Source organism: Streptomyces sp. NPDC008317, from assembly GCF_042955955.1.
GTDB lineage: Bacteria > Actinomycetota > Actinomycetes > Streptomycetales > Streptomycetaceae > Actinacidiphila.
In genome coordinates this window covers 121,503-134,122 of record NZ_JBIBFQ010000009.1, presented here as the reverse complement: position 1 = coordinate 134,122, position 12,620 = coordinate 121,503, and the positions used below count along the sequence as shown (strand labels likewise).

Sequence of the window (12,620 nt, the reverse complement as noted above, 5' to 3'; positions counted from 1 at the left end):
TACGGGCTCAGACTGCACGCGCTCAGGCGGTGCGGGCCCTGGTGATACGGCTCAGGCGATGCGGCGGGCCGCAGCGAAGGGCATCCAGCTCATCGGGGCAACCTCGACGACCGCGCCGCTGTGCGGGGCGTGCACGATCTGGCCGTTGCCGATGTACATGCCGACGTGGCTGATGCTGGAGTAGAAGAACACCAGGTCGCCGGGGCGCAGGTCGGACTGCGAGACCGCCGTGCCGTCCTTGACCTGGTCCCACGTGGTGCGGCCGATGGAGATACCGGCGGCGCGGTAGGCGGCCTGGGTGAGCCCGGAGCAGTCGTACGCGTCGGGGCCGGTGCGGCCGGAGCCGTACGGCTTGCCGCGCTGCGACATCGCGAACTGGATGGCGGCGGCGGCGCGGCCGGACGCCGGGCCGTTGTAGGTGTAACTGACGTTGCTCGCCGTGGAGTTCGAGGAGTTCGAGGAGCCCGCGGTGTTGGTCGGGGCGGTGGGCCGCATCGCGGCGAGCTTGGCGCGCTCCTGCGCGTTGAGGCTGTTGAGCAGCTTCTGCGCGGCGGCCAGCTTCGTCTGGACGTTCTTCTTCGCCGCCGCGAGCTTGTTCTGCGCGCTGGTCAGCTCGTTGAGGCTCTTGGTGGCCTGCGCGCGCTGGATGGACGCCTGCTCCTGCTGGACCTTGAAGGTCTCCAGCGCCTGTTCCTGCGTGGTGGAGATGCGGTCCATCATGTGCGACTGGTCGAAGAACTTCTGGGGGTCGTCCGTCAGCAGCAACTGCGTCGTCTGGTCGAGGCCGCCGTCGCGGTACTGCGCGGTGGCGTACTGCCCGAGCACCCGCCGCGTCTCGTTCATCTTCGCGGTCTTCTGCGCGACCTGCTCCAGGAGCTGATTGGCCTTGGCCCGCTGGTTGTCGGTCTTCTCCTTGGCGGCGTCGAAGTGCTGCGTCGCTACCTCGGCGTCCTGGTTGAGCTGGTCGATCTGCGCCTTGACCTCGGTGATCGAGGGCTTCGCGGGCGCCGCACTGGCGCTCTCGCTGAGCAGGGTGACCGACGCGAGGGCCGCTGTGGTGATCCCGACGGCGGCCCGTGGACCGGCCGTGGACAGTATGCGATTGCGCGGCTTGCGGTGCGACGCCAAGGGAGGCGACTCCTTCCGAATACCGCCGACCGGGTTAGCTGACGGGTTCGGGCTGAAGGTCGCCCTACGGTCCCGACGCCTGCTGCGGCGTCCGTTCCGATTCACCCCACGTGCTGTTGGGTCCCCGGCTCCGGCCTGGGCCGGATTGAGCGGAGGTGATTCGCTGTCGGCTCTTCAGCCGACGGGGAAGCTCACCACCTAGCGGGCTACCGTAGTCAACTTGTGCGAGCCTTGGGAAGTTTGGATTGCAATGTGACCGAAATCGCTTTGTGATCTTACCGTTTGTGAGCGCGGCGGCGTCCGGACAAGTCGGACTATGCCGGGTGGACTATGCGGGACGGACCGCCCCGTAGAACGGCATTTCGGTAATCGGGGCGATCTTGACCACGGTGCCGGTGTGCGGCGCGTGGATCATCTGGCCGCCGCCGATGTAGAGGCCGACGTGACTGATGTCGCTGTAGAAGAAGATCAGGTCACCCGGCCGGAGATTCGACTCCGACACCCGCGTGCCGACGTTCACCTGGTCCCAGGTCGTGCGCGGCAGATCGACCCCGGCCGCCTTCCACGCCGCCTGGGTGAGCCCCGAGCAGTCGTACGACGTCGGCCCGGTCGCGCCCCACACGTAGGGCTTGCCGAGCTGCTTGCGCGCGAAGGCGATGGCGTCGTCGGCCTTCGAGGAACCCGTGCTCGGCACGGTCGGCGTCGAGGAGTCCTTCGCGGCCTTCGCCGCCTTCGCCGCGGCCTCGGCCGCCGCCTTCTCCTTGGCCGCGATGGCGGCGGCCTTGACGCGCGCCTCTTCCTCCTGCTTGGCCCGCAGCGCCGCGAGCCGCGCCTTCTCCTGCGCGTTGAGGCTGTTGAGCAGCTTCTGCGCCTCGCCCAGTTTGGCCTGCACATCCCGCTTGGCGGTGCGCAGTTCGCCCTGCTGGGTGGTGAGCGTCGCCAGGCTCTTGGCCGCCTCGATGCGCTGCTGCGTGGCCGCGGCCTGCTGCACCCGGTACGACTCGACGGCCTTCTGCTGCCGCTTGCCGAGCACGTCCGACAGGTGCACCTGGTCGAGCATCGACTGCGGGTCGGTGGCCAGCAGGTAGCGGCCGGTCGAGTCGTCGCCCCCGGTGCGGTACTGCGCGGCGGCGTACTGCCCGAGGACCCGGCGCGAGTCGTTCAGCGCCTGCGTCTTCTTCGCCGCCTGCTCCAGGAGCCGGTTGACCTTCGCGTTCTGCGCGTCGGTCGACTCCTTGATGCCGTTGTACTTCTCCGTGGCGACCTCGGCCTGGTGCGTCAGCCCGTCGACCTTCGCCTTCACCTCGGCGATGCTCGGCTGCTTCGGCTTGGCCGGCTCGGCGCTGGCGCTCTCCGCGAAGAGGGTCACGGTGGCCAGCGCGGCCGTCGTGATCCCCACGGCCGCACGCGGGCCGGGGGTGCTGAGGATCGCGGCGCGAGCCTTACGGTGTGTCGCCATGGCGCGCGGACTCCTTTCGGACGCCCATCCGGACGCTGCTGGAGCGAGACCGTAGCCAACGCTCCGGGCTGCTGGGAAGAGCGGTGTCCGATAGGCCCGATACCTTTTCGTAATCATTTCCCATTGTCACGGTGCGTGGTAACGGGACTACGGGGTAAAGGTACGTGGTTGCCCCGGAGGCGGCCGTTGGGCGGGGGGCCGGGAGTGTCGGCCGGGGTTCCGGGCGAAGGGGTTGGGGTGTCGGCCGGGGGGCCGTCGTACGGGGGTCGTGGGGGGTCGGCCGGGGGCTGTGCGGGGAAGGGCCGTGGGCTGTCGGTGCCGGGCTCTAGACTCGGGGAGCGATGAGCAGCCTCTTTGACGACAACTTCCTGAACGGTCTGCATGTGGCCCCCGAGCCCGCCGACCCCACCGCTCCGCCGCCCCCGGAGGACGGGGGCCCCGGCGGCGAGCACGTACCGGACGACCTGTTCGGCGGCCGGTTCGACGGACCGCCGCCGCAGGCCACCGGGCGGGACGCGTATTACCGTGACGGCGCCCCGCGGCCCGCCACCGACCCCGCGCAGCTCCTGGAAGGGCTCAACGAGCAGCAGCGCGCCGCCGTCGAGCACGCGGGCGGCCCGCTGCTCATCGTCGCGGGCGCGGGCTCCGGCAAGACCCGGGTGCTCACCCACCGGATCGCCTATCTGCTCGGCGCCCGGCACGTGCACCCCGGCTCCATCCTCGCCATCACCTTCACCAACAAGGCCGCGGGCGAGATGAAGGAGCGCGTCGAGGAGCTGGTCGGCCCGCGCGCCAATGTGATGTGGGTCTCCACCTTCCACAGCGCGTGCGTGCGCATCCTGCGCCGCGAGTCCAAGTCGCTCGGTTTCACCTCGTCGTTCTCGATCTACGACGCCGCCGACTCCAAGCGGCTGATGGCGCTGGTCTGCCGGGACCTCGACCTGGACCCCAAGCAGTACCCGCCGAAGTCGTTCAGCGCGAAGATCTCGAATCTGAAGAACGAGCTGATCGACGAGGAGACCTTCGCGGCCACCGCGGAGAACCCCTTCGAGAAGAAGCTCGCCGAGGCGTACGCGATGTACCAGTCGCGGCTGCGGGACGCCAACGCGCTGGACTTCGACGACATCATCATGACCACCGTCAATCTGCTCCAGGCGTTCCCCGACGTCGCCGAGCACTACCGGCGGCGCTTCCGGCACGTCCTGGTCGACGAGTACCAGGACACCAACATCGCCCAGTACACGCTGGTCCGCGAGCTGGTCGGCACCGACCAGGACGAGGACGCGGCCGAGCTGTGCGTGGTCGGTGACGCCGACCAGTCGATCTACGCCTTCCGCGGCGCGACGATCCGCAACATCCTCCAGTTCGAGGAGGACTACCCGCAGGCCCGCACGATCCTGCTGGAGCAGAACTACCGCTCCACGCAGACGATCCTCACGGCCGCCAACGCCGTCATCGAGCGCAACGCGGGGCGGCGGGCGAAGAACCTGTGGACCGAGTCCGGCGACGGCCCGGTCATCGTCGGCTACGTCGCCGACCAGGAGCACGAGGAAGCGCAGTTCATCGCCGAGGAGATCGACCGGCTCACGGACGCGGGCGACGCCCGCCCCAGCGACGTCGCCGTCTTCTACCGCACCAACGCGCAGTCCCGTGTCTTCGAGGAAGTCTTCATCCGCGTCGGCCTGCCCTACAAGGTCGTCGGCGGCGTCCGCTTCTACGAGCGGCGCGAGGTCCGCGACGTCCTGGCGTATCTGCGGGTGCTGTCCAACCCCGAGGACACCGTGCCGCTGCGCCGCATCCTCAACGTGCCCAAGCGCGGCATCGGCGACCGCGCCGAGGCGATGATCGACGCGCTGGCCGCGCGCGAGCGGATCACCTTCCCGCAGGCGCTGCGGCGGGTGGACGAGGCGTACGGGATGGCGGCCCGCTCGGCGAACGCCGTCAAGCGCTTCAACACGCTCCTGGAGGAGCTGCGCACCATCGTGGAGTCCGGCGCGGGCCCCGCGGTCGTCCTGGAGGCCGTGCTGGAACGCACGGGCTATCTGGCCGAGTTGCAGGCGTCCACCGACCCGCAGGACGAGACCCGCGTGGAGAACCTCCAGGAACTGGCCGCCGTGGCCCTGGAGTTCGAGCAGGAGCGGGACGCGGACGAGCCGGGCACCCTCGCCGACTTCCTGGAACGGGTCGCGCTGGTCGCCGACTCCGACCAGATCCCCGACGAGGACGACTCCGGCGGCGTCATCACCCTCATGACCCTGCACACCGCCAAGGGCCTGGAATTCCCCGTGGTGTTCCTCACCGGCATGGAGGACGGCGTCTTCCCGCACATGCGGGCGCTCAGCCAGGTCAAGGAGCTGGAGGAGGAGCGGCGGCTCGCCTACGTCGGCATCACCCGCGCCCGCGAACGGCTCTACCTGACCCGCTCGACGATGCGCAGCGCCTGGGGCCAGCCCTCCTACAACCCGCCGTCGCGCTTCCTGGAGGAGATTCCGCCGACGCTGATCGAATGGAAGCGGCTCGGCTCCGCCGGGGGGTCCTCGGGGCCCATGACCAAGTCCGCCTCCGCGGCCTCCTCCGTCACCGCCCGCGGCCGGTCCGGCGCCGCCGGCGGCTTCGCCACCCGCCGCTCCTCCGGTGACCGCCCCGTCATCTCCCTCAAGGTCGGCGACCGCGTCACCCACGACCAGTTCGGCCTTGGCACCGTCATCTCCGTCACCGGCCAGCCGGGCGACGAAAAGGCCACCATCGATTTCGGCGACGAACGCCCCAAACAGCTTCTTCTCCGCTACGCCCCCGTAGAAAAGCTCTAGCCCCTCCCGCGCAGGGCCTGGTTTTTAGGGGCGCGGCCCCCGTGGGATTCACCTTGCGCGGGGCCTGGTTTTTAGGGGCGCGGGGAACTGCGCGACAAGCCCCCACCGGCGGGTGGTCCGGCGACAACCGGACTGCCCCGCCGGGGCGGGTGGTGACCTGCGGGAGCGCGGCGGTCGGCCGCGCAGTTCCTCCCCCCACCTCCGGCCGGGGGTGCCCCCAGCGCCCCAGACGGGGCACAGCCCACCCGCAGGGTGGACGCACAGGGGCCGCGCCCCTGACGGGGCGCACCGTCATGCGCAGGGTGGACGTCGCGAGTGGGCCCGCCCGCAGGGCGTCAGCGGGGGTCGAGCCCGTGGGCCAGAAGCCAGGGCAGCGGATCGATCGGAGATCCCCCGTGGGGCCGCACCTCGAGGTGCAGGTGCGGACCGGTGGTGTTGCCGGTGTTGCCGGAGTAGGCGATGACGGTGCCCGCCTTGACCGACCCGCTGCGAATCTTCGTACTGCTGAGGTGGCAGTACCACGTCTCCGTGCCGTCGGCCGCCGTGACGATCGCCATGTTGCCGTAGGAGCTGTTCCACTGCGTGCGGACGGTGCCGTCCGTGACCGCCATGACCGGCGTCCCCACCGACACGGGGAAGTCGATGCCGGTGTGCAGCGCCATCCAGTTGACGCCGGCCTGGCCGAAGTACGCGCTGAGGCCCTTCTCCGTCACCGGCAGCAGGAACTTCGGCCGCAGCGCCTCCTTGCGGGCCGCCGCGTCCGCCTTGGCCTTCTTCGCCGCCGCCTCGCGGTCCTTGAGGTCGATCCGCTCCTGCGTCCGGCTCGCGCGGTCCGCGAAGTCGTTCGCGTCGGCGCTCACCCCGGCGAGCTGCCGGTCGAACTGCGTCGTCGGCGCGTTCGCGTCCGTCGCCGCGCTCCCGCCGTCGGCCTGCGTCTTCGAGGATTCGGCGACGCCGACCCCGGAGACCGCCGCCGCGCCCACGGCCGCCACGCCCATCACCGCGACGGAGGGGACCGCCACGGTCAGCAGCGCCGACCGCCGGGCGGGCTTTCGTCGTCGGCTGCGCGCCACCGGCTCGCCGTCCGCCGGGAACGCGTCCGCGTAGGCGTGCTCCACGGCCGGTTCGTCGTCGCGGGCCGCCTCGGCCGTCGCCGTCGCCGTCGCCGTCACGGGCTCGACCGCGTCGACCGCCTCGAACTCGGCCGTCATCGCGGCGGGTTCCGCCACCGGCTCCTCGACCCGCGGGTGCGGCTGCGGCTCCTCGTGGACCGGCGCCATCTGCTCGTACACACCGGTGTCGCCGCTGGCGTCGTAGCCGTACCCGTAGCCGTACGTCGGATACGCGCCCGAGTCCCAGTCCTGCTGCGGCTGTTGGGCCGGAGCCTGCGGCTCCTGATACGGCTGCTGGTAGAACGCCGTGCTGTCGTACGTCCCCGTGTCGTAGTACGTCCCCGCGGCCTGCGTCGCGTACGGGTCGTACGCCGCGTAGCCGCCGGTGTCGTACGTCCCGGTGTCGTACGTCCCGGTCCCGGCCGCGTACATGCCGGTGTCGTAGACGCCCGTGTCGTACGAGGTGTACGTGCCGGTGTCGTACGCGTCGGCGGGCTGGGACTGCGCCGGTACGTGGGGCTGCTGGACCTGGGTCTGGGCCTGCGGCTGCCCCTGGTCGTAGCCGTAACCGGTGTCGTAGCCGTACCCGTGTGTGTACTGCGGGGGCTGCGGGGCATACGCGTAACTACCGGTCGCGTCGGGCGCGTGGCCGTACAGCGGATCGGCGTCAGCGAAGGTGGTGCCGACGGTCTGGTAGGCGCCCGTGGAATAAGCGTCGTACCCGTAGGCGTCGTAGTCGGGGGCGTACCCCGACGCAGGACGTTCGTTCACCGCCAGCTTCTCTTTCGCCTAGGCAGCAGGAGAATTAGCGGTGACTGTAGCTCCCCGTACGGGGAGCCGACAATCTTCTGCGGTGACCTGGCGTCCGCCTTGCCCGGTGTTCGGTTGATATTCGACCGTTACGTGTCCGTTATGCGGCGTCGATCGCGCCCCTCCACAGCTCCTTCCCGCTCAGCGCTCGCCGTATCTCGGCGGCCACACCCCGGTGCACGGGCAGTGCCAGGTGGCCGATCCCGCTCACCCGGATGTTCTCCGCCGAAAGATCCGGGTGTTCGAGGCGCGCCGCGGCCACCGGGACCATCAACTGGTCGAGGTCGCTCCAGAACGACACAAAGCGCGTCCCGCACCCCCGCGCGGGCTGCGACAGCTCCTCCAGCAGCGCCGACCCGGGCCGCATCTGCCGCACGATCGGCAGCGGCGTCAGCAGCGGCACCACCCTAGTCCCGGTGTGCGGCGTCCCCAGCGTGACCAGCGTCCGCACCCGCGCGTCACCGCCCAGCCGCTGCACGTAGTACCGCGCGATCAGCCCGCCCAGGCTGTGTCCCACCAGGTCGACCCGGCTGTGCCCGGACTCCGCGCAGATCCGCTCGACGTGCCGCCCCAGCAGCTCGGCCGCTCCGCGTATGTCACAGGTCAACGGTGAGTAGTTCAGCGCGTCGACCCGTGTCCAGCCGTGGTGCAGCAGGGAGCGGCGCAGCAGGGTGAAGACCGACCGGTTGTCCACGAAGCCGTGCAGCATCACCACGGGCGGGTGGGCCCTGCCCTCGGTCGGCAGCCGCAGCGCCCCGCCGGGCGCCCGGCCTATCGCGGGCGTCTTCGGTGAGGGGGCGGCCGTCCGCGCGGGGAGTATCCCCGTGGGGTAGAGCAGCAGGTGGCCCGCCAGGATCGCCAGGTCGAACGCGGTGGCCTTGACCAGCGCCGCGCCGTGCAGCAGCCGGGCCAGCGGGGCCGTCGCCGCCCCGGCGGACGGACGGTCCGCCTGCGGGTCCTCCGCGGCCCGTGGAGGGCCGGTGGCGGCCGGGGTGCCGGCCGGTGTCGTGGCGTCCGGCGAATCGGCTGGTCCGACGGTCATGGCCCACCTCCCGTCACGGCACGCTCCGTGTGGCCCGGTGGCCCGGCGTGCCCTGTCGAGGGCCGGAGCGGAGGCCGTGTCCCCGTGCTCTGCGGCTGCGAGCGCGGGAACACGGCATCCTGGCAGCGGCTCCTCCACAGCGGGCCGGACCGGTGAGCGACGGCTCCGGCGTGTCCCACACCGTGACGAGCCGTTTCCCGGGGTCCCACCCGTGGTGAATGTGTCCCACTGTGTGATTTCCCCCTCCCTGGGTCCCGCGAAACTGTCGGGCGGCGGAGCGGGGCGATAACGTTCGTTCACACTGTGGGACGCTCTCCGCGACCGCAGCCCCGAATTCCCGGCCCGCGAGCCGTACGCATGGAGGCAGTGATGGGAGTGTCCGGTCCGATCCGCGTGGTGGTGGCCAAGCCGGGTCTCGACGGCCACGATCGCGGGGCCAAGGTCATCGCCCGCGCCCTGCGGGACGCCGGTATGGAGGTCATCTACACCGGCCTGCACCAGACGCCCGAGCAGGTCGTCGACACCGCCATCCAGGAGGACGCCGACGCGATCGGCCTGTCGATCCTGTCCGGCGCCCATATGACGCTCTTCGCGAAGGTCCTCGAACTGCTCAAGGAGCGCGACGCCCTGGACATCAAGGTCTTCGGCGGCGGCATCATCCCCGACGCCGACATCGCGCCCCTCAAGGAACTCGGCGTCGCCGCGATCTTCACCCCCGGCACCCCGACCACGGCCGCCGTGGACTGGGTGCGCGCCAACGTCCACCAGGCCACCGGCGCCTGACCGCCGCCGCCCCGTCCGCCCGAGCCCGCCGGGCCCTCCGAGCCGCGCCAGGCCCCGGAGCGCCCGGACCGCGGTGCGCACCGCCCGCCGTACCGTCCGCATGATCACTCACCCCCGTCCCCCGGCGCCCCGGGGGCGGTGGCCTCGCCGCGCAGCTCGGCCAGCATCACCGCGCGCAGCCGCAGCGTGCCCGTCAGCCGCTGGAACGCCTCCGACCAGTACGCGCCCGCGCCCGGCGAACCGTCCGGCGGCTCCTCGGCCGCCGCGCTGAGCACCCCGACCTGGTCGGCCGCCGCCGGGTCGAGACAGCGCTCCGCCAGACCCATCACGCCGCTGAAGCTCCACGGGTAACTGCCCGCGTCCCGCGCGATGTCCAGGGCGTCCACCACGGCCCGGCCCAGCGGCTCCGACCACGGCACCGCGCACACGCCCAGCATCTGGAACGCCTCGGACAGCCCGTGCGTGGCGATGAACTCCGCCACCCACGTGGCCCGTTCGTCCTCCGGCAGGATCGACAGCAGCTTCGCCGGGTCGCCGACCGCCGCCACCGGCGAGGACGGCGCCGGGGGAGGGCCGAGCAGGGCCCGCGCCCAGCCCGTGTCGTGCTGCCGTACCGCCGCCCGGCACCAGGCGGCGTGCAGATCGGCCTGCCAGCCGTCCAGGACCGGGAGGGCGATGATCTGTTCCGGGTCGCGGTCGCCGAACCGCGCGCCCCAGGTCGCCAGCGGCGCCGCGTCCACCAACTGGCCCAGCCACCAGGCCCTTTCACCCCGCCCGCTCGGCGGCTTGGGCGCCACCCCGTCCCGTTCCATCCCCGCGTCGCACTCGTACGGCGCCTCCACCGTGATGCCGTCGGGGCCCAGCGACACACAGCTCCTGGCCCGGTCCGCCATCCGCCCGGCCAGCGCCGACTCGGGCAGCGCGGCCAGCAACTCGGCCGCCGTCGAGCGGACATTGCGGCTGCGGTCGGTCAACGCCTGTTCCAGGAAGGGCTCGTCGGCCCCCGACAGGCCCACCCGCAGCGAGTCCAGGAACATCAGCCGGTCCTCGGCCCGCTCGCCGCTCCAGGTGGACACCAGCAGCGCCAGCGCGCGGGCCGGGTCGGCCAGCCTGATCCGGGTGAGCAGCGCGACCCGCTCCGCGAACAGGCCCTCCTCCCACAGCCGTTCGGCCGCGTCCGGGTCCTCGGGCGCCGCCGCCAGGCCCCGGTGGCCCGAGCGCAGCACGAACTTCCAGTCCGGATTCAGCCCGGCCAGCCACAGCCCGCGCGGTCCCGCCAGCGCCACCGCGTCCGTCCGCAGGTCCGTCCGCGCCCTGGCGGCGTCCAGCAGTGCGGGCAGCAGCGCGGGCGGCGCCCCGTACCCGAGGAGGTTGGCCTCCGCGAGCCACTGCGGCAACAGCTCGGCCAGATTCGGCGCCGACCCCCGCCGGTTGCCGGAACCGCCGCCGGTGCGGTCCGTCAGCAGCCGGTCCAGCCGCTGCCGGGCGGCCTCGGGCAGCGGCCATCGCGTGTCGGGCGGCGCCAATCCCGGCCGCTCCCGCGCCACCCCAGGCCGTACACCGGCACGCCGCCGCACCACCCCGGCCGCCGCCGCGTCCAGCAGCCCCGCCGCCGCCTCGTCCGCGTCGCCCGCCACGATCGCGGGCCGCCGCCGCTCGGTGCCCAGCAGCGCGCTGCCGACCAGATCGTCCCAACCGATGCTCATCACATTCCCCCTTCGCACTCCACGACGTCGCCTCGCGGATCTCCTCCGCGTCGTCCGCTTCCCCTGCGCTGATGCCGCTGCTGCCTGATGCCGCTGCTGCCTGATGCCGCTGCTCCGGCCGGGTCCGGCCCGCCGGGTTCCCGCGCGCGGCTGCCCCCTCCGCAGTCGCGCACCGTCCCCCGGGCGGGCCGCCCCGCGCCCCCGTACCCGTCCCCCCGTAAACCGTGCGTTCCACGCCGGGCCCTGCTCCGGGCTCCCCGCGCTTCCGGCGCGGTTAGAGCGGCACCGTCTCCCCGCCGTCCGGCCAGACCGCCAGCGCGCGCAGGCCCGTCGGACCCAACTCACCGAAGACGGTGACCGGGTGGCCGCCGGAGACCGAGGCGAGGCGCCACAGGCCGGTGGTGGCCGGGGTGAGCGGGACGGCGTCCTGCCCTTCCCTGTGCGCCAGTTGCCAGCGGTTCGGCCCCGGTATGGGGACGACTCCCGACAGGACGACGGGCCACGCGTCGAGCCAGGGGTCGTCCGCGAGCGCGCTGCCGTAGGACGCGAGCGCCGCGTCGATCCCGGTCCCGACCGGTGCGCCCCCCGTACCGCCGCCGGAGGGGCCGCCGCCCGCGCCGACCGTGCCGTGCCGGGTGCCGAGCGCGGCCCGCAACGGCAGCGCCGCCGGGTGGTAGACCAGCTCCGCGTCGAGCACCGCGCCCACCGGCAGGGCCAGTTCGGGCGCGCGGCCGACCGCCCCGAAGGACAGGAGCAGCGCGAAACGGCCGGGCTCCCGGTCGTACAGCCAGATCCGCCGAGTCGTCAGCCGCTCGTCCGCGCTGTCGTACTGCGCGAGGACCTGCCAGTGGCCGCGGACGGTCGGCCCGGCCAGCAACTCCGCCGTGTCGACGGTGAATCCGACCCGCGACCTGACCGTGTCGGCCAGCGGCCCCGGCAGCCCCTGGCGGCCGAGGAAGCCGCGCGCCAGCAGATGCAGCAGCGCCGTCTCCTCCAGCATCCGCGACGGCCAGTCGCCGCCCGCCGCGACCACCGTCCCCAACTCCCGCACCCGCGTGGCCAGTCCCGGCGCCTGCGCGTCGACCATGCGGGCCGCGATCTCGTCCCACTGCTGATAGCCCGCGCGGTCCGCGCCCGCGAGCCCGCCGCGCAGCAGGTCGGTGAGCCGCTGCTCCAGCTCGGCGGCACCGCCCTCGACGCGGACCGCGCGCCGCTCGGCCCGCCGCCGCGCCGCCGTCGGGTCCGCGGGGCCCGACTCCGCCCGGACCGCGGCCGTCTCGGCCACCGTCTCGGCCTTCTTCCGCCGGGCGTCGATCCACTGCTCGGCCCACTCCGGCACGTCCCCCGCGCCGACCGGCCCCGCCCCGCCCTCGGACCACAGCAGCAGCAGTCCGAGCGCGTGCTTGCACGGGAATTTCCGGCTCGGGCAACTGCACCGGTACGCGGGCCCGTTCACATCCACGACCGTCTGGTACGGCTTGCTGCCGCTGCCCGCGCACAGCCCCCACACCGCGCCGCCGGCCGTCCCCGCACCGGACCACGGCGCGGGTGTGGCGAGCCGCGCGCCCGCCTTGCGTGATGCGGCGTCAGGCGCGAGCGCCAGGACCTGATCCGCTGTCCACCGTGCTTCCGTCTCCATGCCCCCGAAGGTAGAACCCCCCACTGACAATCGCTCTGACCTGCGCGGATCGCGCGCTGTGACCGATTGTCAGTGGTCGGGTGCATCGTGGAGAACAGCTCGGACCACGCGGGTCCGACGGATGAGTGGGG

The 12,620-nt window shown here is 72.5% G+C and carries 8 protein-coding genes and 1 riboswitch; of the genes, 2 read left to right on the top strand and 6 right to left on the bottom strand.

Annotated elements, in window-relative coordinates; genetic code table 11:
• Nucleotides 1-51: 51 nt before the first annotated feature.
• Both ACFY9V_RS27175 and ACFY9V_RS27170 read right to left on the bottom strand, forming a co-directional pair.
• Nucleotides 52-1,128 (bottom strand): NlpC/P60 family protein, encoded by a 1,077-nt coding sequence (locus ACFY9V_RS27175; RefSeq protein ID WP_391163382.1) that lies wholly within the window; start codon nt 1,126-1,128, stop codon nt 52-54.
• Nucleotides 1,129-1,135: 7 nt separating this feature from the next.
• Nucleotides 1,136-1,290: riboswitch (cyclic di-AMP (ydaO/yuaA leader) on the bottom strand.
• 166 nt (nt 1,291-1,456) lie between these two features.
• Entirely contained in the window at nt 1,457-2,587 is a 1,131-nt protein-coding gene (locus ACFY9V_RS27170) for an NlpC/P60 family protein (RefSeq protein ID WP_391163380.1), read from the bottom strand.
• A gap of 341 nt (nt 2,588-2,928) precedes the next feature.
• On the opposite strand from ACFY9V_RS27170, the gene pcrA reads away from it, so the two are divergent.
• Nucleotides 2,929-5,397, top strand: coding sequence for a DNA helicase PcrA (gene pcrA / locus ACFY9V_RS27165; RefSeq protein WP_391163378.1), 2,469 nt, complete (start codon nt 2,929-2,931; stop codon nt 5,395-5,397).
• A 335-nt stretch (nt 5,398-5,732) separates the two neighbouring features.
• Here pcrA and ACFY9V_RS27160 read toward each other — a convergent pair whose 3' ends face one another.
• Complete coding sequence (locus tag ACFY9V_RS27160; RefSeq protein WP_391163376.1) at nt 5,733-7,280, bottom strand: peptidoglycan DD-metalloendopeptidase family protein; 1,548 nt, start codon at nt 7,278-7,280, stop codon at nt 5,733-5,735.
• Between the two features lie 139 nt (nt 7,281-7,419).
• Nucleotides 7,420-8,361, bottom strand: coding sequence for an alpha/beta fold hydrolase (locus ACFY9V_RS27155; protein WP_391163374.1), 942 nt, complete (start codon nt 8,359-8,361; stop codon nt 7,420-7,422).
• 369 nt (nt 8,362-8,730) lie between these two features.
• Between ACFY9V_RS27155 and ACFY9V_RS27150 the strand changes: the two genes are divergently transcribed.
• Nucleotides 8,731-9,144: a cobalamin-dependent protein gene (locus ACFY9V_RS27150; protein WP_391163372.1), complete on the top strand. Its 414-nt coding sequence runs from the start codon at nt 8,731-8,733 to the stop codon at nt 9,142-9,144.
• Nucleotides 9,145-9,248: 104 nt separating this feature from the next.
• Here the strand turns inward: ACFY9V_RS27150 and ACFY9V_RS27145 are convergent, their stop codons facing one another.
• Nucleotides 9,249-10,850: a DUF5691 domain-containing protein gene (locus tag ACFY9V_RS27145; protein WP_391163370.1), complete on the bottom strand. Its 1,602-nt coding sequence runs from the start codon at nt 10,848-10,850 to the stop codon at nt 9,249-9,251.
• A 274-nt stretch (nt 10,851-11,124) separates the two neighbouring features.
• On the bottom strand, nt 11,125-12,489 hold the full coding sequence (locus ACFY9V_RS27140) for an SWIM zinc finger family protein (protein WP_391163369.1): 1,365 nt from the start codon (nt 12,487-12,489) through the stop codon (nt 11,125-11,127).
• Nucleotides 12,490-12,620: the final 131 nt, after the last annotated feature.

Coding starts and splice junctions, on each gene's coding strand:
- ACFY9V_RS27170 (WP_391163380.1), bottom strand. CDS start 2,587: ATGGCGACACACCGTAAGGCTCGCGCCGCGATCCTCAGCACCCCCGGC.
- pcrA (WP_391163378.1), top strand. CDS start 2,929: ATGAGCAGCCTCTTTGACGACAACTTCCTGAACGGTCTGCATGTGGCC.
- ACFY9V_RS27155 (WP_391163374.1), bottom strand. CDS start 8,361: ATGACCGTCGGACCAGCCGATTCGCCGGACGCCACGACACCGGCCGGC.
- ACFY9V_RS27150 (WP_391163372.1), top strand. CDS start 8,731: ATGGGAGTGTCCGGTCCGATCCGCGTGGTGGTGGCCAAGCCGGGTCTC.
- ACFY9V_RS27145 (WP_391163370.1), bottom strand. CDS start 10,850: ATGAGCATCGGTTGGGACGATCTGGTCGGCAGCGCGCTGCTGGGCACC.
- ACFY9V_RS27140 (WP_391163369.1), bottom strand. CDS start 12,489: ATGGAGACGGAAGCACGGTGGACAGCGGATCAGGTCCTGGCGCTCGCG.